We start from the raw sequence: 20,511 nt of genomic DNA on the forward strand, positions 1-20,511 counted from the left end.
GAGAGTTCCCGAGGGACCGCGGTTAACTGTGGCGGAGGGTTCGCTTTTTTGTCTCAATCGGTGTCGTCGCCGTCGCGCTCCGCGGCGCGCTCGGCGATGCGCTCCGCCTGCGCGATCAGGGGTGCGTCTATCATCTCGCCGTCGACCTCGAAGACGGCTCTCCCCTCGCGCTCGGCGTCGTCTCGGGCCTCCAGCACCGCGTTCGCCCACTCGATTTCGTCCGGGTCCGGGGCGAAGGCGGCGTTGATCGGCTCGACCTGTGCCGGGTGGATCGCCATCTTCCCGTCGTAGCCGAGCGTGAGCGCGAACGTCGCCTCCTCACGAACCCCTTCGACGTCCGAAAAGTCGGGATAAACGGTGTCTATCGCGTCGACGCCCGCCGCGGCGGCCGCGAGGACGACGTGCTCGCGGGCGTACAGCACCTCCGTCCCCTCGTCGGTCCGCGTCGCGCCCACGTCGGCCGCGAGGTCTTCGGCGCCGAAGACGAGGGCGTCGGTCGCGTCGGCAGCCGCGATGGCCTGTGCCGAGAGGACGCCGGCCGCCGTCTCCACGAGCGCGAACACGGCCGGGGCACACCCGCGCTCGGCACACAGATCCGCGACCCGGTCGATGCGGGCTGGCGACGCCACCTTCGGGAGCATCACCGCGTCGAGGCGCCGGGCGGCGCGGCGTTTCGGGCTCGACGTCGAAGCCGAGTCCGCCTCTCCGTTCCCGTCCTCCGGCGCGCCCACCACCGCGTCGAGGTCCGCCGCCGGATCGGTGGCGGTGAGGCGGACGCACACCTCCGCGTCGGGGTCGAAATCGGGCGACGCGAGCACCGCTTTGACCGCCTCGCGGGCTTCGGTCTTCCGGTCGAGCGCCACGGCGTCTTCTAAGTCGAAGCAGATCACGTCGGCGTCGGTTTCGGGGGCCTTGCGCATGAGGTCCGGCCGGTCGCCGGGCGAGAACAGGAGGCTTCGTCGTGCCATGTCGGGCGCTCCGCGCGCAGCGACATAAATCGTCCCGACGCCGGCACAGCGGTACCGATTTGTCGCTCGCGGGAGACGGGGTCGGCATGACGGGCCGTTACTTCGAGGAGTTCGCGGTCGGCGAAACGTTCGACCACGAGCGCCGGCGAACGGTGAGCGAGGCCGACAACCAGCGCTTCTGTGACATGACGATGAACCAGCAGCCGCTCCACCTCGACGCCGACTTCGCCGGGGAGACGCAGTTCGGCGAGCGCCTGGTCAACGGGCTCTACACGCTGTCGCTCGCGGTCGGGGTGTCGATTCCGGAGACGACCGACGGCACCATCGTCGCGAACCTCTCGTACGACGCGGTGGAACACCCGAACCCCGTGTTCCACGGGGACACGATCCGCGCCCGCTCGACCGTGACGGATAAACGAGAGACGAGCGACGGCGAGCGGGGCGTCGTCACGATGCACGTCGAGGCGTACAAGACGGTCGCGGACGGCGACGACGTGCTCGTCTGTGAGTTCGACCGTACGGTCCTCTCGAAGAAGCGCCCGGAGCCGACCGACGACGGGAACAGTTAGGACTCCTGAGCCAGCAGCTGTCCGAGGTACGACGTTCTGACCTGCGCGTCGGCGTCGAGCCCCAGCCGCTCTAACACCGCCAGCGCCTCGTCGCGCGTGGCCGCCACCTCGTCTTCGGCCGCGACCTCTCGCTCGATTTCGACGAACTCCCCGAGGCCGTCGACCGCGTCCAGGGTCACGGTGAACGACGCCAGCGACCAGAACTCGCGGCGCTTCTCGACGGTCGCCGCCGGCTCGAAGCCGAGTCCGGAGAAGAGCCCCGCCGTGGCGTCGGCGTCGCTCACTTCGGTCTCGTGTTCCACGCGCGTCTTCGAGTCCGCGTCGATGAGCGGGCCCTTATACGTGAGCTTGGTCGTCGCCGCCGGCGTCTGCCCGTCGTCCAACGCGCCGCCTCGGTCGACGCTCGCCTCTCCGTGTCGCTCGCCCGATCCGACCCCGTCGGGGAGCGGCGTCTCGTGGCGCACTCGCAGCGCCTCGTCGGTCTCGGCGAAGTCGCGGTGCGGGGCGTCGTAGTACGTGTCGCGCTGCAGTCGGGCGTCGAGTCGCTCGGCGCCCGCGTCGCGGAGACGGTCCCGAACCGAATCGACGTCGGCCGGGACTTTGATCTCGACTTCGAACATACACCGGATTCCGGCGGACGTGTTCTTAAGCGCCGCGGGACGCTGGCTCTCTTCTGGGTGCCCGTCGCCGCGTCGAACCGTGCGCCTTAAGGGTGTAACAGGTGACGTTCACGGTATGAGCGATCAGGAGCAAGCGGACGCGGCCGAAGACGCCGATGAGGCCGAAACCGAAGAGCCCGCCGGACTCGCGGACGGCGACTTCGTGCGTATCGCGTACACCATTCGAACGACCGACGACGACCAGGTTATCGACACCACCGACGAGTCGGTCGCGGAAGAAGCCGACATCGACACCGAGGACCACGAGTTCGAACCGCGCGTCATCACGCTCGGCGCCGGACACGTGTTCCCGTCGGTCGACGAGGCCTTTATCGGCGCCGAGGTCGGCGACGAGGGCGTCGTCGACGTGCCCGCCGAGGACGCCTTCGGCGCGTACGACCCCGACGAAGTCGAGACCGTCAAAGCCGACAAGATCCCCGAGGACAGCCGCTACCCCGGCGCGCAGGTCCAGATCGACAACCAGCAGGGGTACTTAGAGACGATCATCGGCGGGCGCGCTCGCGTCGACTTCAACCACCCGCTGGCCGGCGAAGACCTCGAGTACGAGTACGAGATTCTCGAAGCGATCGACGACCGCGAGGAGCAGGCCGCCGGCATGCTCGGCATCTACCTGCAGGAGGCGCCCGAGGTCCGCATCGAGACCGTCACCGAGGAGGAAGAGACCATCTCCGAAGACGACGACGGCGAGGAGGTCGTCGAGACCGAAGACGTCGAGAAAGACGTCCTCTACGTGACGGCCACGCAGGCGATGCAAATGAACCAGCAGTGGATGTTCCAGAAACAGCAGATCGCACAGGATCTGATGGGCCGTCTCGACCTCGACCGCGTGGTCGTCGAGGAGGTCATCGAGGGCGGCGGCATGGGCGGTCTCGGCGGCATGATGGGCGGCATGGGCGGCGGCGGTGCCGGCGACATCGAAGACGCGCTCGAAGACGTCGACGTCGACGCCGACGAGATCATGGACGAGATCGACGAGGAGTAACGCGACTGTCACTCGGTCCGTCGCGGCTCCCGGACCCGCGTACCGATCCCTTTTGAACTGCGGGCGTCCCACTGCGAGACATGGAGATAGAACGTGCACGCGAGGACCTCGTCGTCGCCGCGAGCGCCGGCGCCACGACGATCGCCCTCGCGCTTTTATCTGGCGTCGTCGGCCTCGTCGACGTATCGACCGTCCCGACGCTGGCGCCGCTCGCCGTCTACGCGGCGTACCTCTTCTCGCGCAAGGGCGGCCCGTACGGCACGCTCGACCGGCCGCGGAACTGGGCGGCAGTCGCCGTGCTCGTCGGCGGACTCGTCGTCGCCGCGTCGGCGCTCTCGGCGTGAGGGCGGCTCCGTCGCTACCGGCGTGAAAGCCACTCGAAAAAGCGCGTCGCAGCCGGTTCAGGCGATGTCTCGGCTCGTGTCGATCGACACGCTGTCGGTTAACTTCAGCTTCAGCGGCTCTTCGAGCGCCGCGCCGCCGCGGAACTTCGGGACGATCAGGCGGTTCACGATTTCGGCGCTGGTGACGGTCGTCCGGAGATCGAATATCACGTCCGCGACCTGCTCCGTGAGACGCCTGTTCTCGCCGGTGTTCGTTTTAAATGCGTGTATCAGGGCGACGCCGTCGGCGTCGGCGACGCGCTGGCGGAGATCGGTGAGGAAGGAGCCGTAGCGCGCTCCGTCGACGGCTTCCAGCGGCTCGATCGAATCGATCACGAGCGTCCCCCGGTCCGGAAGGTCCGACGCGGCCGCCAACACGTCCTCGATCGGGTCCTCACGGTCCGTCTCCGCGACGGTCGTCTCCCTGTCCGCATCGTCACCGAGCGAAAGGGTCGGCTCGACCGCGTCGGCCGCCCGGACCGTCGTGAGGTACCGACACGTCCGCGGCCGCGAGAACCGCTCAACTATCAGCTCCGACTGGCTCGCCGGGTCCGCCTTCAGCACGACGACGCTGCCGCTCGGGAGTCCACCGCCGAACTCCCTGTCCAGCACGGAGATCCCGGTCGGTAGCGTCTCCATATAGTCGCTGCCTGCTCCGGAGGTTTGGCTCTGTCGGTGGGCCGCGCGCGCTCGGTGTGAGTCGACGCCGACGGTCACGCGACTCGCCACCGCTCCGACTCACACTCGTCGACGAGCCGCCGGGCCGCCTCCTCGTACGCCGACCTGACCGCCGGGACGGACAGCGGGTCGGCGTCGGTCGGGGGAACTCCTCCGAGGACCGGGCAGCCGAGCAGGTCGCCCACGCCGTCCGGAACCGACTCCGCCCGGACGGCGACGGCGCCCACCGGCGGGCAGCCGAGCCGCCGCGCGAGCGCCGCGGTCTTCGCGGTGTCGCGGAGCGCCGCCCGCCGGAGCGGCGTCACGAGGAGACACCGGTCGGCCGCCTGAAGCGGTGCGGCCGCGTCGGGCGACGCCCCCGCCGGACAGTCGAGCAGCGTCGGCACGTCGTCCGGGACCGCCGTCGCGAGCGCGGCGAGGGCTCGCTCCGCGTCGGCTTCGCTTGGCGTCTCCGGCGCCGAGAGAACGGTCGGAGCGTGTCGGCTCGGGCGGATCGGCCCCCCGCCCGCGACCGCCTCGGTGACGGTCGTCGCGTCCGCTGCGGGACCGCGGTCGTCGTCGGTCGCGCTCGCCAACCGCGCTAAGTTCGGGAGGTCCCAGTCGGCGTCAGCGGCGACGACCGGCGCCCTCCGTCGCGACAGGGCCCGCGAGAGCCCCAGCGTGGTTGTCGTCTTCCCGCTTCCTCCCTTACCGCCGGCTACGGCTATCACGGGTGGCCTGTGGCGCGACGATTGAAAAACGGCCGGACGCGAGAGGGACGGGAACGACGTGACGGCTCAGTCCTGACAACAGCCGCCGGCCTCGCCGCCGAAGTCGACCGCGAGCGGCTCCGAGATGGCCTCGTTGACGGCCTCCAGCGAGTCGGTCAGCTCCGCCTGCGCTTCGAGGAACTCGCTCATGACGGGCATCGAGTGCAGTTCGTCTTGGGCTTCCTGTACCTTCTTGAGCCCCGAGTTCGTCGCTTGTCCGGTCTCGCGGGCCTGCATGAACTCCGCGCGGATCTGTTCGAACTCGTCGATCTTCGCCTGCACCGCCTCGTCGCGCTGCACCGCTTCGCGAGCCGTCTCGAACCGCTCGTACTCTTGGGTCTGGGCGATGCGCTCGCCGAGTTCGCGACCGAGGTCTTCGAGTGTGGCCTGTTCGTCGGTGGCGGCCTGTTCGACGCTCATACGCGAACGACGGGGCCGATCGGTTTTAACCTGCCGGAGCCGGGTGTACAGCGGCTCGCGTTCGCCAACGCGTTCGCCCGCGTCGCTATCGACCGCACCCGGTCACGCCCGTTCGCCGACCTGTTCGTCCACGAACGCGACGAGGTCGCGCAGCTCCTGCTGGCCGATCCCGTGTCCGCCTGGGTAACTCCCCCTCGTGACGGCGGCGCCGACCTCGGCGAGCCTGTCTGCCGCGGCCGCCGACCGCGACTCCGGAATCACGCGGTCCCCGGCTCCCGCGCCGACGAACACCGGCTTGCCGTCGATCCCCTCGGGGTCGAGGGTCGCGTGCGACTCGGCGAGGTACCCGTGGAGCGCGGCGACCCACGCGTAGCGGTCCGGCTCCTCCAACACGAGCGAGAGGCTCGTGATGGCACCCTGACTGAAGCCGAGCAGGCCGATCCTATCGGCGTCGAGGCCGTACCCGTCGACCGCCGCGTCGATGCTCTCGACGACCAGATCGAGGCTCCGCCGGAAGCCGTCCGCGTCCGGTTGGCTCGACTCGAGGCCGCCGGCGGACAGGTCGAGGTCGTACCAGGTGTACCCGCCCTGAAGCGGGTCCGGTGCGCGCAGGCTCACGACGTGGAGGTGGTCCGGCAGGTGCCGAGCCACCGGCAACAGGTCTTCCTCGTCGGCCCCGCGACCGTGCAACACGACGACTGCGGGGGCGTTCTCGGCGTCGGTGTCGGGCGCGACGTGAACGTGTTCGAGTGGTATGTCGGTCATCTGTCGCGCGTTCGTCGGCTTACGGGTTGTATCCGTCGACCGCGGCAGCACAGGGGCGAGTGGGCCTGCCAGCGCCCTCGCTTCCACGTGAGTTATTTAAGATGTCACGCAGATATCGGAAGCGATGCGTCCCCGAACCTACGCCGTGTTGACGGCAACCCTCCTCCTTGTGGCCGGGATCGCTGCCGCGCCATCGGCCGATGCGCGCGCACCGCCGACGCCGATCTGTGGCGTCTGTGACCTCGACAGCACAACGCCAAACGGCACGACCGTCGCCGCCGGCGAAAGTTCGCTGCTGATCACCGTCCACGACGACGGGTCGACGACGTGGACGGCGAAGGTTGGCTTGGCGGCAGGTGACGACGCGCTCGCGGCGAACGACTCGCTTCGGCGGACGGTCGTCGCCGACGCGGTTCGTGACGGAATCGCCGATCCGGACGACGTCGACTCGCGGATCGACGCTGGCAACCTGCTGGTTACGTACCGCGACCCGACCCTTACCGAGCAACATCTCGGTGTCGTGGTGTTTACACCCCTGACGCCCGCGTCTCCCTCGGTCCCGTTCGCCATCGGCGGGGAGGGTCCGCGATACCTGGGCGCCGACCGCCTGACGGTTCGGGGGTCGCCAGGGTGGAACATCCACGGCGACGCGAGCGCGAGCGACGCCGATGGCCGTCTCGTTTGGACGCGCGCGGCCGGCGACCCCGACGCCGAAGGGCGGGTGTTCATCGACGTTACCCGCGATCCTGTCGCGGCCGAAGACGGTTCGATACTGCCCGGACTGCGGGCGCGGATCGGCCGACTGCTCACCGGGAACCACTTTTAAAATCCACTTTTACCCCCAGCCGCGTGTGCGGCGACCGTGACCCTCACGAACGTCTCGAACAGTACTGACGGTCGAACGCGCCGTTTAACCGTCCCGCCGTACAATTCGTTCGACATGAGCGGCTCCACGGAGGGCGACCTCACCAAGACGGGGATGGCCCTGAAACACGACCGCGAGTGGGACTACGAACTCGACCGGATCGTCGAGGCGATCGAAGAGCGCGACGCCTCGAAGGTCGGCCTCCAGTTCCCCGAAGGGCTCAAACGCCGCGGCCCGAAGGTCGCCGACGACCTCCGCGAGGTCGCGCCGGACGACGTCACGTTCATGCTGTCCGGACAGCCCTGTTACGGCGCCTGCGACCTCGACACCTACCTGATGCGCCGGACGGACGTGTTCGTCCACTTCGGCCACACGCCGATGAAGGAGTCCGACAGCATCGTCTACGTCCCCCTGTTCTCGAACGTCGACCCCTTCCCGATCATGGAAGACGCGCTGGCCGAGGAGCTCTCTCCGCCCGAAGAAGACCCGGACGTCGGGCTCGTCACGACCGCCCAGCACATGAACCGCTTCGAGGAGATGACCGACTGGTTAGAGGAGCGCGGCTACGAGGTCCACACCCGTCGAGGCGACGACCGGCTCACGAAGGAGGGGCAGGTGCTCGGCTGCAACTACGCGTCCGCGGACATCGACGCCGAGCAGGTGCTGTACGTCGGCGGCGGGAAGTTCCACCCCGTCGGGCTCGCGATGGAACACCCCGACAAGCGCGTCGTCATCGCCGACCCGGTCAACAACGCCGTCTCGGTCGCGGAGCACGACCAGTTCCTCAAGCAGCGCTACGCGTCGGTCCACAAGGCGATGGGCGCCGAGAAGTGGGGCGTTATCTTCTGTACGAAGATCGGACAGGGCCGGTGGGAGAAGGCCCAAGAGATCGTCGAGAACAACGAGAACGCCTACCTGATCACGATGGACGAGGTGACGCCGGACCGCCTCCGCAACTTCGACATGGACGCGTTCGTCAACACCGGCTGTCCGCGGATCACGACCGACGACGGCCCGCGGTTCCACAAGCCCATGCTGACCCCCGGCGAGTACGAGGCCGCCATCGGCGAGAAGCCGCTCGACTCGATCGAGTTCGACACGTTCCACGACACCTGGTAACTCCGTCGGGAGCGCTCGACACACCGAAGTATCGTCACAGCGCGGGACGCCGCGAGACCACTTAACGGTCAGAGTCGGCGAGTCGGACTCCCTTTTCACCGCGATCGGTTCGAGCCGTGCGCTCGGTTCGGGCCGCGGTGATCGCCAATAGTTATGTGCCGCGCGCGCACCGGATCACCACACACCGACATGGGCCCAGCCAGCAGCGGTATCGCCGTCGTCCTCGTCGCGAACGCGCCGGACCGAGCGGCGGCGTTAGCGCAGTCGCTGGAAGCCGCGGACGACCGCTTCGCCGTCGAGTCGGTCGGAGAGTGCGAGACGGCCTCCCGGATCTTGCGCGAGACGGCGGTGGACTGTCTCGTCACCGTCGGCGCCCTCGACGACGACGACACCGGCGCGTCCTGTATCGCCGCGGTTCGCGACGCCCATCCTGCCCTCCCGATCGTGTGGTGTCCCGACGAGACGGTCGACGGCGACGCCCTCAGCGCGGCGGTCGACGCCGGCGCCACCGAGGTCGCGCGACCGTGTGGCGACCGCGATCTGACGCCCGTACTGGCCAACCGACTCGACACCGTCGTCGGCGCCGCGCGCGCGGCCGCCGAGGCGGAGCGACAGCAAGATCGGCTCGACGAGTTCACCAGCGGGGTCTCACACGACCTGCGGAGTCCGCTCAACGTCGCCCAGGGGCGACTCGCGCTGGCGCAGAGCGAAGACGACATCGGCCACGTCGACGACGCGGCGGCCGCGGTCGATCGGACGCTCGAACTGATAGAGGACCTGCTGACGCTCGCCAAACAGGGGTCTCGGCCGGAGGTGTTCGAACCGATCGACCTCTCGGCGCTCGCGGAGCAGTGTTGGGCGAACGTCGCGACCGGCGAGGCGACGCTCGTCGTCGACAGCGACCGACGGGTCTTGGGGCATTCGAGCCGCCTGAAACAGCTGTTAGAGAACCTGTTTCGGAACGCGATCGACCACGCCGGACCGGAGTCCACCGTCGTCGTCGGCGACATCGAACCGATGTACACGACGACGCGCGCCGAGAGCAACCTGCCGACGGGATTTTACGTCGAAGACGACGGCCCGGGGATCCCCGCGGCCGACCGCGAGGCCGTGTTCGAGGTGGGCTACACCACTCACGACGACGGGACGGGATTCGGCCTCAACATCGTCAACGGGGTCGCCGACGCCCACGGCTGGAACGTCGCCGTGTCCGAGAGCGCGGACGGCGGCGCCCGGTTCGAGATCACGGGCGTCGAGAGCGGCGACTAACCCCCGCCGTCCGTGACCGCCGCGACCCCGATCAGCCGGTCTCTACCGCGCGTTCGACGTACTCGACCGCCTCGCGCGGCGATTCGACCGCCTCCACGCCGTCGACCGCGTGCGTGTCGAGCCCGGCGACGGCCCGCCCGTGGGCGAGGGCGAGACCGATCTCCGAGAGCGTCCCGTGTGAGCCGTCGACCGCGATCGTGGCGTCGCCGTTCAAAATCACGAGCGCGTTACGGGCGTGCCCCATCCCAGTCGCTATCGGCACGGTGACGTGCGGATTCGCGTCCCCCCGGCGCGCCGTCGGCACGATCCCGATCGTCTCTCCGCCGGCGCTCGCGGCGCCGCGACAGACCGCTTCCATCACCCCGCCGAGTCCGCCGCAGACGACCTCGTGGCCGCGCTCCGCGAGCCGTTCGCCGAGCCGTTCCGCGACCGCGGCCGTCTCTGGCGGGACCGAACTGCCGCCGATGACACTGACGCGCATACCGCGGGACGGGAGCCGGACGCTTATAAGATAGTCGGCGATCTTGTCGCGGCGTTGGTGAAACCCTTTTAAGTACCGAGCGAGTGCAGAGTGTATGACGTACGATACCGTCGTGTTCGACAACGACGGTGTCCTCGTGGGCCGCACGCGATTCGACGTGCTTCGGGACGCAACCCGAGACGCGTTCGAAGAGTGCGGCGTCGAGGAGCCCGATCCGGACGACGTAGAGCGCATGACCATCGGTGCGACCCCCGGCAGCGTGGGGACCGTCTGTCAGACGTACGACCTCGATCCGGGGTCGTTCTGGCGGACCCGCGACGACGTGGTCTCGAAGGCCCAACAGCAGGAGGCGCGCGAGGGGCGCAAGACCCCGTACGACGACCTCGGCGAACTCGAGAGTCTCGACGTGGAGATGGGAATCGTCTCCTCGAACCAGCAGGCCACCGTCGACTTCCTCGTCGACCACTTCGACGGCTTCGAGCGCTTCGGCGCCGCGTACGGCCGTGAGCCGACGATCCACTCGCTTCAACTCCGCAAGCCGAACCCGCACTACATCGAGCAGGCGCTCGGTGACCTCGACGCGGGCAACGCGCTGTTCGTCGGCGACAACGAATCCGACGTGCGCGCGGCCGCGAACGCCGGTATCGACTCGGCGTTCATCCGCCGACCTCACCGCCGCAACTGGGACCTGAATGTCTGGCCGACCTGGGAGATAGAGCAGCTCTCGGACCTCCACGACATCGTCGGGTAACCGCGTCTCACCCCCGGCCGCCAGCGGTTGCGCGAGTCTTGACGCCAGCCACCAGCGGTTACGCGAGTCTTGACGCCGCCCGACGAGTGGGAACGGCTTTTAGCCCATCGGGGCACTACCGATACCATCCCGTGTCCGAGAGCTCTGAGGCGACGTGGCGGCGCTATTTCGGCTTCGAAGACTCGTACGAGAACCAAGACGACGTCGTCGAGCAGATCATCGAGACCGCTCGCAGCGCCGGCTACCTCGCCATGGAGGGCCCGTGCGGGACCGGCAAGACGATGGCGTCGCTCGCCGCGGCCGGCTACCTCGTCCGCGAAACCGACCAGTTCGAGAACGCCATCGTCGCCACGCCGGTGAAACAGCAGCGCCAGCAGTTCGTCGAGGACCTCCGCGTCATCAACGACGGCTTGGACGCCCCGCTGGCCGGCATCGCGCTCGTCGGCAAGCGGGACCTGTGCCCGTACGGGCGCGAGGACGTCTTCCCCGAGGGTAGCAGCGTTCAGAAACGGTGTGAGGACCTGCGAGAGAACACCGCCGACCTCGTGAACGAGGACAGCGACCTCACGGTCGACCGGCAGTTCAAGACCGAGACGACGACCGCGGCGGAGCCGGGCGCCGACGAGGAGAAGTGGTGGGACCCGGAGAAGGGGCGGCTGCTCGTCGAGCACGCACAGCGAGACCCGCTCGAACAGGACCTCGAACCGCTGTCGACCGCCGGCGAGACCGCGCCGTACCCGCGGTCGCAACCGTCGACGGCCCCCGAGATGACGGCGTCGGGGACACAGCAGCTCTACTGCCCGTTCGAAGCCGACTGGTACGGCCGCGACAAGGGATCGCCGGTGACGTTCGACGCGGCCGACAACCACGTCGTGACGGCCGAGGAGCTCCTCCCGAACGCCGTCTCCGCGGGCACCTGCCCCCATCGCGCCATGACCGTCCTGATGGGCGACGCCGACATCGTCATCGGGAACTACAACCACCTCTTCGACGCCGCGAGCCGTCAACTCACCGCTCCCATCCTCGACGAGCGAACGCTCGTCATCATCGACGAGGCACACCGGATGGAAGAGCGCGTCCGGGACCTGCTCACGGACACCATCGGGTATCACACGGTGAAACGGGCGAAACACGACCTTGAACAGGTCCTCCGCCCGGCGAGGCAGGGACCGTCGAACCGTCGCGACGCCGAAACGCGGCTCGCGGCCAACGACGTCCCGTTCGAGGCGGTCGAGACCGCGGAGCGGTTCTACGACGACGTGTTGGGGTGGTTCGAGAGCCACGTCGACGACGAACTCAGCGCGGAAGTCGAACAGTACGGGAGCGGGAACTCGCGGGAGTCGCTGCCGGACGACGTCGAGTTGCCGCTTCGTGACCCGGACGAACCGGAGCCGGACGCGTTTACGCGGTGGGCCGAGGAGGCGGGCCACGGCGGTGACACCTTCCGGATGCTCGCCGAGGTCGGCGGCGCCGTCGAGGACGCCATCGAGCAGACGGGCTCCGAGCGCGACTGCGTCTGTACCGCCGTCGGCGCGCTGTTCGGGCAGTGGTGGGAGCGAGACCACGTCGAGTACTTCCGAGAGGTCACCGTGGAGCGCTCGGAGCGCGACGACCGGCACGAGCGGGACGCCGCGGCGCCGTGGCTGAACCACTACAACGCGTCGCTCGTGATGTACAACTGTATGCCATCCGAGAAGATTCGGGGCATCCTCGACGAGTTCGGCGGCGGCGTCCTGATGAGCGCGACGCTCGAACCGCTCTCCATCTTCGAGGAGGTCACCGGGCTCGCGGACTTGGCGACCGACGAGGAGCCGCCCCGCGTCGTCTCCTCGCGCACGTACGACCTGACGTTCCCCGAATCGAACCGCGCGAGTTGGATCGTCGACGTCGAGGCATTTAAAAAGCGTAACCGAGGCGCTCCCGATGTCGCGAACACGAACCCGACGCGAGAGCGCTACGCCTACGTCGCCCGCGAGATCGCCCAGAGCCACGGTAACGTCCTCCTCGCGTGGCCCAACTACGCCGAGGCCGAGTGGGCGGCCGCCCGGCTGGAAGACGAGATCGACAAGCCGGTGCTCCTCGACCGGTCTTCGAGCCACGAGGAGACCCGCGCGCTGAAACGCGAGTTCGCTCGGGGCGAGCCGAGCGTCCTCGTGACGAGCACCCGCGGCACGCTGACCGAAGGCGTCGACTACGAGGGCGACGAACTGCACACCTGCGCCGTGTTCGGTATCCCGCTCGTGAACATCGGGTCTCCCAGAATTCAGGCCGTCCAGCACGCCTACGGCGACCGGTTCGGCGCCGACAAGTCGTTCACGTACGCTCTCACCATCCCGGCGGTCAGACAGATTCGGCAGGCGCTCGGGCGCGTCATCCGCGGCCCCGACGAGCGCGGCGTCAGAATCGTCGTCGGCGAGCGGTTCGTTCCCGGCGCGCTCCACTCGGTGTACGACTACTTCCCGCAGACCGAACGCGAGGAGTTCGTGCGGATGAAGCCCGACTTCTTAGACGCGCAGTTCCGGACGTTCTGGGGCGAGTGACCCGACCGGCTCGACCGCCGAACGAACCGACCGTTCAGACGTGAGGGTGCCGAGTTCGACAGTCGCAACGCTGTAATTTGATCAAAATCGGAACCCCTCCGCTACCGCCGTGGACACAGTGCGCGCATTGCCCAAAGCGACTCGGCCCGAATCGGCTGCAAAATAGACCGTGTCCATCTCACACCGGCGTACCCCACTCGCGCGGTTGCCGTGATCACTTCACATCTGAACTTGAAGCGCGGGACAGCAGATACACCGCGATTCCGCCCAACACGAGGTCGAGTGCGACGAGGACGGCGACACCGGGAACCACGCCGTCGAGTGTCCCGCCGAACCACGATACGTCGAGGACCGTCATCACATCCTGATCGATTATGAGCGAGCGCGCAGCGTCGACGCCGTACGTGACGGGATTGAAACGGGCGAACGTCTGCACCCAACCGGGAAGCGCTGCGAGTGGGAGAAACGCACTCGACAGGAACAACAGCGGAAACTGCAGCAGGTTCGCGCCGATGATCGTCGATTCCTGATCGCGCGTGATGATCGCTAACGCGTTCGAGAGGGCAACGAACCAGAGCGAGAAGAGGATCCCGACGGCGACAATGCCGACGACGCCGACGATGCCGGTGACGATCTCGGCACCGAGGAGGACGCCCAGTCCGAGAATGATCACAATCTGAACCGCAATCCGGAACACCTCTGCGGCCGTCTTCCCGACGAAGACGGCCGTCCGGTTCATCGGCGTGACGAGCACCTTCTCGAACATCCCGTTCTCGATATCGTTGACCAGGCCCACACCCGAGGTGATAGCCGCTGCGAGGGCGACCTGAATCGCAATCGCTGGCACCAGATACGTCTCGTAACTGACCCCTGGAAGCCCCTGATTAACAGCGCCGCCAGCCACGTTCCCGAACACCTCCGTGAACAGTACGAGGAAGATGATCGGCTGGACGAGCGAGACGACCAAGACGAACGGGTTCCGGACGGCCTTGAGGTTCCAGCGTTTGAAGTTCACCCAGACGTCCCCGACGAAGGAGTTCCCCGACCGGGCGACCGGTCGTGCCGAGTCTGCATCCGCTCTCTCCTCTGTCTCCGGCGCACTCATCGTCCAGCCTACATCTCGTCGGTGTCGAGTTCGTCGCCGGTGATAGCCAGGAAGACGTCGTCGAGCGTCGGTGCACGGATGTTGAACCCGGTCACCGTCAGGTCCGCGTCCCGGAGCGTCACGAGCAAGTCAGTTCCATGCTGGCGAGCGGCCTCCGCGGTGACGCTGATACCGTCATCCGTCTCGGTGACGGACGCGTCGGCGAACGCATCGAACTCTCGTGCGATCGTCGCGGCCCGTTGACGGGCACCCGAACCGCCCTCTACTTCCACCTCAAGGACCTCGCCGCCGACTTCGCGTTTGAGCTCCGCGGGACTCCCCTCTGCGACGATCTCTCCGTCAAGGATAACGGCGAGGCGATCACAGAGTTGGTCGGCTTCTTCGAGATACTGTGTGGTCAGGAAGATCGTCGTTCCGAGGTCGTTGATGCGCCGGAAGTAGTCCCACAGGCGGTTGCGGGCCTTCGGGTCCAGTCCGGTCGTCGGTTCGTCTAAGAAGACCAGTGGCGGGCGGTGGACCAGTGCAGTCGCGGCGTCCAGTCGCTTTTTCATGCCGCCCGAGAACTCCTCGGCCCGCTTGCTTGCGACATCGGCCAGGTCGACGAGGTCAAGTAGTTCGGTGACGCGCTCGGAGCGTTCTTCTCGCGGCACTCCGTGGGCCTCGCAGGCGAACCGGATGTTTTCCTCGGCGGTGAGCTCCGGATCGATGCTCGTCTCTTGGGCCATATACCCGATCGACTTTCTGATCTCGCGGGGGGCCGAGCGCACGTCGAAGCCGTTGACTCGGACTGCTCCGCTGGTCGGGGACAACAGCGTCGCAAACACCTTGATGGTCGTCGTCTTTCCTGCTCCGTTCGGCCCGAGGAACCCGAAGAACTCACCTTCAGGGACGCCCATCTCGATTCCTCGGACGGCAGCAGTCCCGTCGGAGTAGACGAGTTCGAGCCCATCGACCGCTATCGCAGCCGCGGAGCCTCCGACCGCGGCCGTTTCCGCCTGGGAGACGCCGTCATCTTCGGACGAGCCGGCGGTATCCGCCGATCCGGGTGGTGACATACTCTTACTATTGGATATGAAGTAATGTACGTTCGACTTCGAAGTTTGGATCCTACTACAGAAATCGAAGTTAGAGTTCGTACTCGATTGCCCAGTGGTGAAGGTGGGCGAATACGGGGAACAGCGATTCCGCCTTCTCGGTCGGCGTGTACTCTACGCGAGGTGGGACCTCATCGTAGGCCTCACGATGGAGCAACCCTGCTTCTGTCAACTCCTGTAACCGCGTCGAGAGCGTGTTCGGCGCGATGTCGAGTTCGGTTTCGAGGTCACTGAACCGGAGGGACCCTTCGGTGAACGCGAACGCGCTCAGAACCGCCATCGTGTGCGCCTTCCCGAGGAGATCGAGCAGTGCTGCGACGGTGTGGTTGATGCGCTCCTGCTCTTCGGGGGCGAACGATTCGCGAAGGGCGATCGCTTCCTCGCGGGACAGTCCCGCACTCAAATCGGGCACGTCCGGCGGATTGTTCGGTCTAGTCACGATATTCAACTATCGTCGCTTGTGAATTTGTATCTTTGGGTTTGAGTCGTCTCAGGCGCTAATACTTCGAAACTTCGAAGTTACAAGTATATACTCTCAGAGGTGGTATTTCGTGTATGCGAATCGCCGTATTCGGTGCGACCGGACGAACCGGGCACCCACTCGTCGAACAGGCAGTCGAACGCGGACACGAAGTGGTTGCGTTCGTCCGGGATGCAACCGGCCTCTCATCCACACTTCGGAACGACGACCGAGTCGATATCGTCGAGGGAGACGCTTACACCGGCGAGGGTGTCGAACGCGCCATCGCTGGTGACGGCACCCCCGTCGATGTCGTCGTCAGCGTCCTCGCCCAGACGTCCGATGGGCCGGACGATCTGCTGACAGAAGCCGGCCGACACATCCTTTCAGCGATGGACCAACACGGCGTCGAGCGGTTCGTGACGCTGGTCGGTGCGGGCGTCCGGGAAGAGAGCGAATCGGTAAGTCCCGGCGGACGCATGATGGGCGCGCTGTTGAAACTGCTCGCACGGTCGGTCCTCGAAGACGCCCGAGACCAGGTCGAACTCCTTCGAGACAGCGACACTCGATGGACGGCAGTTCGGGGACCCCGGCTCACCGAAGACGCCCACACCGGTGAGTTCCGTCACGGGACGGACCTGATGCTCGGAATGCGCGACACCGCAGGGCGAGCGAACGTCGCCGAGTTCATCCTCGACTGCCTCGAAGACGACCTGTACGTCCGCGGAATGCCGAAGGTGGCAGACGCATGACGACCGTCGAACACACTGCGGCCCGGTCACCCTCCGTGCCGGTTCGAGGCGGGCTTGCCGTCGTCCTCGCCGTACTCGCCAACGTGGTACTCGTGGCTGGCGTGGACGCCCTCGGTATCGCTCCGGCGTTCCGCCCGTTGACTATCCCACCCGTTGCGTTTCTGTCGGCGCTCGGCGCAGGCGGGGGGACGGTCGCCTACTGGCTTCTCGACCGGTACGTCAGTGACGCTGATCGGACGTTCGTCCGAGTAGCCGCTGGCGTACTACTCCTCTCGTTTGTCCCCGACCTTGCGTTGCTCGCAGTCGATCCGGCTGCGACCCCGATCGCCGTCGTCGTTCTCATGGCGACGCACGTGGTCGTCGCAGCGGTGTCGGTCTGGGCGCTCCTCTCTTGGAGGGTCGAACAGTGACAGAGTCGATACTCGTCACCGGAGCGACCGGAACCGTCGGTCAGCATGTCGTCGCCGCTCTTTCAGACCGCGCCGTCAGTATCAAGGTGGGCGTTCGTGACCCCGAGACCGTCTCGACCGAGATCGCGGACGCGGGAGAGGTGATTGCGTTCGATTTCACGAAGCCGGAAACGTGGGGTCGTGCGCTAAGAGACGTCGACAGAATGTTCCTCGTTCGACCGCCGGTCGTGGACAAATCGAAGATTGGCGAGTTCGTCGAGGCTGCGGACCGCCAGGGTGTCGCCCGTGTCGTCTACCTTTCGACGCTCGGTGCAGAGAAGAACGTCCTCATCCCTCACCACTGGATCGAGAACCGAATCACGGCGACGAATATGGAGTACACGCTGCTGCGCGCGTCCTTCTTCATGCAGAACCTCTCGGAGGTGCACCGTCGGGACGTCGTCGACCACGACGAGATTTTCGTGCCGGCTGGGAGCGGGAAGACCAGTTTCGTGGACGCGCGGGACCTCGGCGAGGCAGCGGCAGTCGTGCTGACCGAGTCCGGTCACGCGAACAAAGCCTACGAACTCACGGGGCCGGAGGCGCTGGACTACGGGGCGGTCGCCACCATCTTCAGTGACGTCCTGGATCGATCCATCACGTATCCACAGCCGTCACTGTTGGCGTTCGCAACCCGCATGCGCCGCCGCGGTGAACCACTCGGATTCATCGCTCTCATGTGTGGTATCTACACGACTGCACGAGTCGGGTTAGCCGGGCGTGTCACCGGCGATAGCCGGCGGCTACTCGGGCGACACCCGCGACAGGTGCGTGCGTTCGTCGAAGACTATGCGGCGGAGTTTCAAACCGGTGGTGACGCGTATACGCGTAACCAGCCGTGATCCTGAACGACTGAGGCGACATCCCCCGCGATTCGTCGTCCGACCGGACGCGAACAGCGCGGTGCCGACGGCGGATACGTCGAAACGCGTGGCCCGTGAACGTCCGAGGCGGCGTACAAAATCAGCACCCCAGTGGTGTACTGTATCGTCGCTGTCGGGCGACCCTATCCAAAAGTATGGGCGCTGCAGGATTTGAACCCGCGACAGCTTGGTCCGAAGCCAAGCACTCTATCCAGACTGAGCTAAGCGCCCGTACGATTTGATTTCCTGGAGAGGATGTTAAGTCCCGCGATTTGAAATCGCGCCTGCTCTCCTCGCCCCGGTCTCGGTACCGTCGGCACACCGACCGATCAAAAAGAATATTATCAGGACCGAGTATGGTTTCCGTAGTAGATGTGTCTTGGTCGAACGGTGTCACAGCCGAACGAGTGGCCCGAGTCGGTCTTGTCGTCGCTGAGGTGCGCCCATGTATGACCTGAGGCCACACTTCGAGGAGGAGGTCAGTCCCGGAACGAACCTCCTCCTTACCGGCCCGCCCCTCACTGGCAAGCGCTCGCTGATGATGGATCTGCTGGCGGAGGGGACCGACCGCGGAGACGGCGCCATCGTCGTCACCACGAAGGACGGGGCCGACCGCGTGCTGAAAGACTACGAAAAGCGGACGCCCTACGAGGGGAAGCCGGTCGCGGTCGTCGACTGCGTCACCCGACAGCAGGGTGTCAACGACGCCCGCGAGTCGGACCGCATCAAGTACACCTCCTCGCCAGTTGACATGACCGGCATCGGGATCAAACTCTCCGAGTTCCTCCAGGCGTTCGGGGACCGCGGTATCGAGGAGAACCGCGTGATGGTCCACTCGCTGTCGACGCTGTTGATGTACTCCGACCTGCAGACGGTGTTCCGGTTCCTGCACGTGTTCACGGGCCGCATCCAGAGCGTGAACGGTCTCGGCCTGTTCAGTATCGACTCGACGTCGCACGACGAACAGGCGATGAACACCCTCAAGCAGCTCTTCGACGGCGTCATCACCGTCCCCGAGGACGGCGAGCCCGAGATCCGGCTGGCCTGAGCGCCGGGCGTTTTAATCGGCGCGACCGCGTACTCGCGAGTATGCCCCTCACCGACGACGAGGACCTCGACCGACTGTTAGACGCCGACACCGTCGCCGTGATCGGCTGCTCGACGACGCCCGGCAAGGCCGCCCACGACGTGCCGGCGTACCTCCAGCGGAACGGGTATCGGGTGATCCCGGTGAACCCGTTCGCCGACGAGATCCTCGGTGAACCCGCGGTCGATCGGCTCGCCGACGTGGACGCCGATGTCGACTTGGTGAACGTCTTCCGCCCGAGCGAGGAGGTGCCGGAGATACTCGACGCCGTCCGCGAGCGACACGGAGCGCGTGGCGACGCGGCGGCGGCTTGGCTCCAACTCGGGATCAGTCACGACGAGGCGGCCGAGAACGCCGAGGCAGACGGGGTCGAGGTGGTACAGGATCGCTGTATGAAAGTCGAACACGGGCGGCTTCGCGGGTAGCCGAGAGACGAGCCGAGAGACGAGACGCCGCCCCGCGGGAACGCCTTACCCCTCCCACTCCTCGAACGAGCGGTAGACGCCCTTCGAGAGGTAGCGCTCGGAGGAGTCGCAGAATATCGTGGCCACCGTGTCGTGGGGCGCGTCGATCGCGCCGTCGCGAATGTCGCGGGCGACCCGCTTCGCCGCGATCGCGTTCGCGGCCGCGGAGGAGGCGACGAGCTGTCCCTCCTCGGCCGCCAGCCGGCCCATCTCCTCGTGGACCTCGCGGTCGGGGACGGCGAGGATGTCGTCGACTAGCTCCGGGTCGAAGAGGTCGTTGCGGTCGATGTCGTGGGTGCCGATCCCCTCCGTCTTGTACTCCGCGTGTTCGACCTCCTCGCCGAGGAACTCCCGGTAGGCGGAGCCGGCGGGTTCGACCGCGACGACGTGGGTGTCGGGATCGCGCTCGCGGAAGTACCGGGCCATCCCCATCAGCGTCCCGCCGGTGCCGCAGCCGGCGACGACCGCGCCGACCTCACCGTCCAGCGCCTCGTCGATCTCCGGGGCGGTCGTCTCGTAGTGGGCCTCGGCGTTGAGCGGGTTCGAGAACTGCTGTGGAACGACGGCGTCGTCCAGTTCGTCGGCGATCTCGTGGGCCCGGTCGATGGCGAATCCCATCCCGTCTTCGCTCGGGGTGTTGACCACCTCCGCGCCGAGCGCGCGCATCAGTTGCTGTTTCTCCACCGAGAACCGCTCCGGGACGACGAAGACCGCGTTCAGCCCCAACTGCTCGGCGGCGACGGCGATCCCGATCCCGGTGTTGCCGGCGGTCGGCTCGACGACGGTCCCGCCCGCCCCCACGTCGCCGCGTTCGAGCATGCGTTCGAGCATGTACTTCCCGATGCGGTCTTTGACGCTCGCACCGGGATTGAACGACTCAAGCTTCGCGTACACCGGCACCGCGTCCGGTGAGTCGTGGACCCGGACGAGCGGCGTCTCCCCTATCGTCTCCAGGACCGACGACAGGGGCTCCTGGTGGCTCGTCATGCCGCCGGAAACGGTTCCGCCTCTCTTGTGT

24 protein-coding genes and 1 tRNA gene are annotated in these 20,511 nt (G+C 66.8%); 13 read left to right on the forward strand and 12 right to left on the reverse strand.

What is annotated here, in order from left to right; translation table 11 throughout:
• Positions 1-53: 53 nt before the first annotated feature.
• On the reverse strand, positions 54-968 hold the full coding sequence (locus DOS48_RS18090; protein WP_127117084.1) for a CoA ester lyase: 915 nt from the start codon (positions 966-968) through the stop codon (positions 54-56).
• Between the two features lie 86 nt (positions 969-1,054).
• Here DOS48_RS18090 and DOS48_RS18095 point away from each other — a divergent pair, with 86 nt between their 5' ends.
• Positions 1,055-1,537, forward strand: a complete 483-nt coding sequence (locus DOS48_RS18095; RefSeq protein ID WP_127117085.1) for a MaoC family dehydratase — start codon at positions 1,055-1,057, stop codon at positions 1,535-1,537.
• Here the strand turns inward: DOS48_RS18095 and cyaB are convergent.
• Entirely contained in the window at positions 1,534-2,157 is a 624-nt protein-coding gene (cyaB, locus tag DOS48_RS18100; protein ID WP_127117086.1) for a class IV adenylate cyclase, read from the reverse strand. The two genes, DOS48_RS18095 and cyaB, sit on opposite strands and share 4 nt — an antisense overlap.
• A gap of 115 nt (positions 2,158-2,272) precedes the next feature.
• Between cyaB and DOS48_RS18105 the strand changes: the two genes are divergently transcribed.
• Positions 2,273-3,199, forward strand: a complete 927-nt coding sequence (locus DOS48_RS18105; RefSeq protein ID WP_127117087.1) for a peptidylprolyl isomerase — start codon at positions 2,273-2,275, stop codon at positions 3,197-3,199.
• Positions 3,200-3,279: 80 nt separating this feature from the next.
• Complete coding sequence (locus tag DOS48_RS18110) at positions 3,280-3,543, forward strand: hypothetical protein (protein WP_127117088.1); 264 nt, start codon at positions 3,280-3,282, stop codon at positions 3,541-3,543.
• Between the two features lie 57 nt (positions 3,544-3,600).
• On the opposite strand, the gene DOS48_RS18115 is transcribed toward DOS48_RS18110, so the two are convergent.
• The 4 genes from DOS48_RS18115 to DOS48_RS18130 all read right to left on the reverse strand — a co-directional run bounded on the left by DOS48_RS18115 (position 3,601) and on the right by DOS48_RS18130 (position 6,194).
• Positions 3,601-4,221: a transcriptional regulator gene (locus DOS48_RS18115; protein ID WP_127117089.1), complete on the reverse strand. Its 621-nt coding sequence runs from the start codon at positions 4,219-4,221 to the stop codon at positions 3,601-3,603.
• A 74-nt stretch (positions 4,222-4,295) separates the two neighbouring features.
• Positions 4,296-4,970 carry a P-loop NTPase gene (locus DOS48_RS18120; protein WP_127117090.1) on the reverse strand — a complete coding sequence of 225 codons (675 nt, stop codon included), beginning with the start codon at positions 4,968-4,970 and terminating at the stop codon, positions 4,296-4,298.
• Between the two features lie 66 nt (positions 4,971-5,036).
• Positions 5,037-5,429, reverse strand: coding sequence for a YlbF family regulator (locus DOS48_RS18125; protein ID WP_127117091.1), 393 nt, complete (start codon positions 5,427-5,429; stop codon positions 5,037-5,039).
• A 102-nt stretch (positions 5,430-5,531) separates the two neighbouring features.
• Positions 5,532-6,194, reverse strand: a complete 663-nt coding sequence (locus DOS48_RS18130; RefSeq protein WP_127117092.1) for an alpha/beta hydrolase — start codon at positions 6,192-6,194, stop codon at positions 5,532-5,534.
• A 124-nt stretch (positions 6,195-6,318) separates the two neighbouring features.
• Between DOS48_RS18130 and DOS48_RS18135 the strand changes: the two genes are divergently transcribed.
• The 3 genes from DOS48_RS18135 (at position 6,319) to DOS48_RS18145 (ending at position 9,447) form a co-directional block, all read left to right on the forward strand.
• Positions 6,319-7,020, forward strand: a complete 702-nt coding sequence (locus DOS48_RS18135; protein ID WP_127117093.1) for a hypothetical protein — start codon at positions 6,319-6,321, stop codon at positions 7,018-7,020.
• A gap of 114 nt (positions 7,021-7,134) precedes the next feature.
• Positions 7,135-8,178, forward strand: a complete 1,044-nt coding sequence (dph2, locus tag DOS48_RS18140; protein ID WP_127117094.1) for a diphthamide biosynthesis enzyme Dph2 — start codon at positions 7,135-7,137, stop codon at positions 8,176-8,178.
• Between the two features lie 189 nt (positions 8,179-8,367).
• The gene (locus tag DOS48_RS18145; RefSeq protein WP_127117095.1) at positions 8,368-9,447 is read left to right on the forward strand and encodes a HAMP domain-containing sensor histidine kinase; all 1,080 of its coding nucleotides are present in this window, start codon (positions 8,368-8,370) and stop codon (positions 9,445-9,447) included.
• Between the two features lie 31 nt (positions 9,448-9,478).
• On the opposite strand, the gene DOS48_RS18150 is transcribed toward DOS48_RS18145, so the two are convergent.
• Complete coding sequence (locus DOS48_RS18150) at positions 9,479-9,928, reverse strand: TIGR00725 family protein (RefSeq protein WP_127117096.1); 450 nt, start codon at positions 9,926-9,928, stop codon at positions 9,479-9,481.
• A 94-nt stretch (positions 9,929-10,022) separates the two neighbouring features.
• Here DOS48_RS18150 and DOS48_RS18155 point away from each other — a divergent pair, with 94 nt between their 5' ends.
• Together DOS48_RS18155 and DOS48_RS18160 are read left to right on the forward strand one after the other, a co-directional pair.
• Positions 10,023-10,679, forward strand: a complete 657-nt coding sequence (locus DOS48_RS18155) for an HAD family hydrolase (protein WP_127117097.1) — start codon at positions 10,023-10,025, stop codon at positions 10,677-10,679.
• Positions 10,680-10,810: 131 nt separating this feature from the next.
• Entirely contained in the window at positions 10,811-13,219 is a 2,409-nt protein-coding gene (locus DOS48_RS18160) for an ATP-dependent DNA helicase (protein ID WP_127117098.1), read from the forward strand.
• Positions 13,220-13,433: 214 nt separating this feature from the next.
• Here the strand turns inward: DOS48_RS18160 and DOS48_RS18165 are convergent, their stop codons facing one another.
• From DOS48_RS18165 to DOS48_RS18175, 3 genes are all read right to left on the reverse strand, one after another.
• Positions 13,434-14,324 (reverse strand): ABC transporter permease, encoded by an 891-nt coding sequence (locus DOS48_RS18165; protein WP_127117099.1) that lies wholly within the window; start codon positions 14,322-14,324, stop codon positions 13,434-13,436.
• 8 nt (positions 14,325-14,332) lie between these two features.
• Positions 14,333-15,379, reverse strand: a complete 1,047-nt coding sequence (locus DOS48_RS18170) for an ATP-binding cassette domain-containing protein (protein ID WP_127117100.1) — start codon at positions 15,377-15,379, stop codon at positions 14,333-14,335.
• Positions 15,380-15,449: 70 nt separating this feature from the next.
• On the reverse strand, positions 15,450-15,857 hold the full coding sequence (locus DOS48_RS18175) for a helix-turn-helix domain-containing protein (protein ID WP_127117101.1): 408 nt from the start codon (positions 15,855-15,857) through the stop codon (positions 15,450-15,452).
• 116 nt (positions 15,858-15,973) lie between these two features.
• Between DOS48_RS18175 and DOS48_RS18180 the strand changes: the two genes are divergently transcribed.
• The 3 genes from DOS48_RS18180 to DOS48_RS18190 are packed head-to-tail and all read left to right on the forward strand — an operon-like array spanning position 15,974 to position 17,921.
• A complete protein-coding gene (locus DOS48_RS18180) occupies positions 15,974-16,630 on the forward strand; it encodes an NAD(P)-dependent oxidoreductase (RefSeq protein ID WP_127117102.1) in 657 nt (218 codons plus the stop codon).
• Positions 16,627-17,040, forward strand: a complete 414-nt coding sequence (locus DOS48_RS18185) for a DUF6069 family protein (RefSeq protein WP_127117103.1) — start codon at positions 16,627-16,629, stop codon at positions 17,038-17,040. Before DOS48_RS18180 ends, DOS48_RS18185 begins: the two co-directional genes overlap by 4 nt.
• Positions 17,037-17,921, forward strand: a complete 885-nt coding sequence (locus DOS48_RS18190; RefSeq protein ID WP_127117104.1) for an SDR family oxidoreductase — start codon at positions 17,037-17,039, stop codon at positions 17,919-17,921. The genes DOS48_RS18185 and DOS48_RS18190 overlap by 4 nt, the downstream gene beginning before the upstream one ends.
• A 177-nt stretch (positions 17,922-18,098) precedes the next feature.
• Here DOS48_RS18190 and DOS48_RS18195 read toward each other — a convergent pair.
• Positions 18,099-18,173: transfer RNA gene (locus DOS48_RS18195), tRNA-Arg, on the reverse strand.
• 214 nt (positions 18,174-18,387) lie between these two features.
• Here DOS48_RS18195 and DOS48_RS18200 point away from each other — a divergent pair.
• Positions 18,388-18,990, forward strand: a complete 603-nt coding sequence (locus DOS48_RS18200; RefSeq protein ID WP_127117105.1) for a recombinase RecA — start codon at positions 18,388-18,390, stop codon at positions 18,988-18,990.
• A 41-nt stretch (positions 18,991-19,031) separates the two neighbouring features.
• Positions 19,032-19,454, forward strand: a complete 423-nt coding sequence (locus DOS48_RS18205; RefSeq protein WP_127117106.1) for a CoA-binding protein — start codon at positions 19,032-19,034, stop codon at positions 19,452-19,454.
• A 45-nt stretch (positions 19,455-19,499) separates the two neighbouring features.
• Here the strand turns inward: DOS48_RS18205 and DOS48_RS18210 are convergent, their stop codons facing one another.
• A complete protein-coding gene (locus DOS48_RS18210) occupies positions 19,500-20,480 on the reverse strand; it encodes a PLP-dependent cysteine synthase family protein (protein ID WP_127117107.1) in 981 nt (326 codons plus the stop codon).
• Between the last annotated feature and the right edge of the window lie 31 nt (positions 20,481-20,511).

This window comes from Halorubrum sp. PV6, from assembly GCF_003990725.2.
In the GTDB taxonomy this organism is placed as follows: Archaea; Halobacteriota; Halobacteria; order Halobacteriales; family Haloferacaceae; genus Halorubrum.

Excerpts from the sequence above, each read along its gene's own strand:
- DOS48_RS18090 (WP_127117084.1), bottom strand. The coding sequence starts at position 968 with ATGGCACGACGAAGCCTCCTGTTCTCGCCCGGCGACCGGCCGGACCTC.
- DOS48_RS18095 (WP_127117085.1), top strand. The coding sequence starts at position 1,055 with ATGACGGGCCGTTACTTCGAGGAGTTCGCGGTCGGCGAAACGTTCGAC.
- cyaB (WP_127117086.1), bottom strand. The coding sequence starts at position 2,157 with ATGTTCGAAGTCGAGATCAAAGTCCCGGCCGACGTCGATTCGGTTCGG.
- DOS48_RS18105 (WP_127117087.1), top strand. The coding sequence starts at position 2,273 with ATGAGCGATCAGGAGCAAGCGGACGCGGCCGAAGACGCCGATGAGGCC.
- DOS48_RS18110 (WP_127117088.1), top strand. The coding sequence starts at position 3,280 with ATGGAGATAGAACGTGCACGCGAGGACCTCGTCGTCGCCGCGAGCGCC.
- DOS48_RS18115 (WP_127117089.1), bottom strand. The coding sequence starts at position 4,221 with ATGGAGACGCTACCGACCGGGATCTCCGTGCTGGACAGGGAGTTCGGC.
- DOS48_RS18125 (WP_127117091.1), bottom strand. The coding sequence starts at position 5,429 with ATGAGCGTCGAACAGGCCGCCACCGACGAACAGGCCACACTCGAAGAC.
- DOS48_RS18130 (WP_127117092.1), bottom strand. The coding sequence starts at position 6,194 with ATGACCGACATACCACTCGAACACGTTCACGTCGCGCCCGACACCGAC.
- DOS48_RS18135 (WP_127117093.1), top strand. The coding sequence starts at position 6,319 with ATGCGTCCCCGAACCTACGCCGTGTTGACGGCAACCCTCCTCCTTGTG.
- dph2 (WP_127117094.1), top strand. The coding sequence starts at position 7,135 with ATGAGCGGCTCCACGGAGGGCGACCTCACCAAGACGGGGATGGCCCTG.
- DOS48_RS18145 (WP_127117095.1), top strand. The coding sequence starts at position 8,368 with ATGGGCCCAGCCAGCAGCGGTATCGCCGTCGTCCTCGTCGCGAACGCG.
- DOS48_RS18150 (WP_127117096.1), bottom strand. The coding sequence starts at position 9,928 with ATGCGCGTCAGTGTCATCGGCGGCAGTTCGGTCCCGCCAGAGACGGCC.
- DOS48_RS18155 (WP_127117097.1), top strand. The coding sequence starts at position 10,023 with ATGACGTACGATACCGTCGTGTTCGACAACGACGGTGTCCTCGTGGGC.
- DOS48_RS18165 (WP_127117099.1), bottom strand. The coding sequence starts at position 14,324 with ATGAGTGCGCCGGAGACAGAGGAGAGAGCGGATGCAGACTCGGCACGA.
- DOS48_RS18170 (WP_127117100.1), bottom strand. The coding sequence starts at position 15,379 with ATGTCACCACCCGGATCGGCGGATACCGCCGGCTCGTCCGAAGATGAC.
- DOS48_RS18180 (WP_127117102.1), top strand. The coding sequence starts at position 15,974 with ATGCGAATCGCCGTATTCGGTGCGACCGGACGAACCGGGCACCCACTC.
- DOS48_RS18185 (WP_127117103.1), top strand. The coding sequence starts at position 16,627 with ATGACGACCGTCGAACACACTGCGGCCCGGTCACCCTCCGTGCCGGTT.
- DOS48_RS18200 (WP_127117105.1), top strand. The coding sequence starts at position 18,388 with ATGTATGACCTGAGGCCACACTTCGAGGAGGAGGTCAGTCCCGGAACG.
- DOS48_RS18205 (WP_127117106.1), top strand. The coding sequence starts at position 19,032 with ATGCCCCTCACCGACGACGAGGACCTCGACCGACTGTTAGACGCCGAC.
- DOS48_RS18210 (WP_127117107.1), bottom strand. The coding sequence starts at position 20,480 with ATGACGAGCCACCAGGAGCCCCTGTCGTCGGTCCTGGAGACGATAGGG.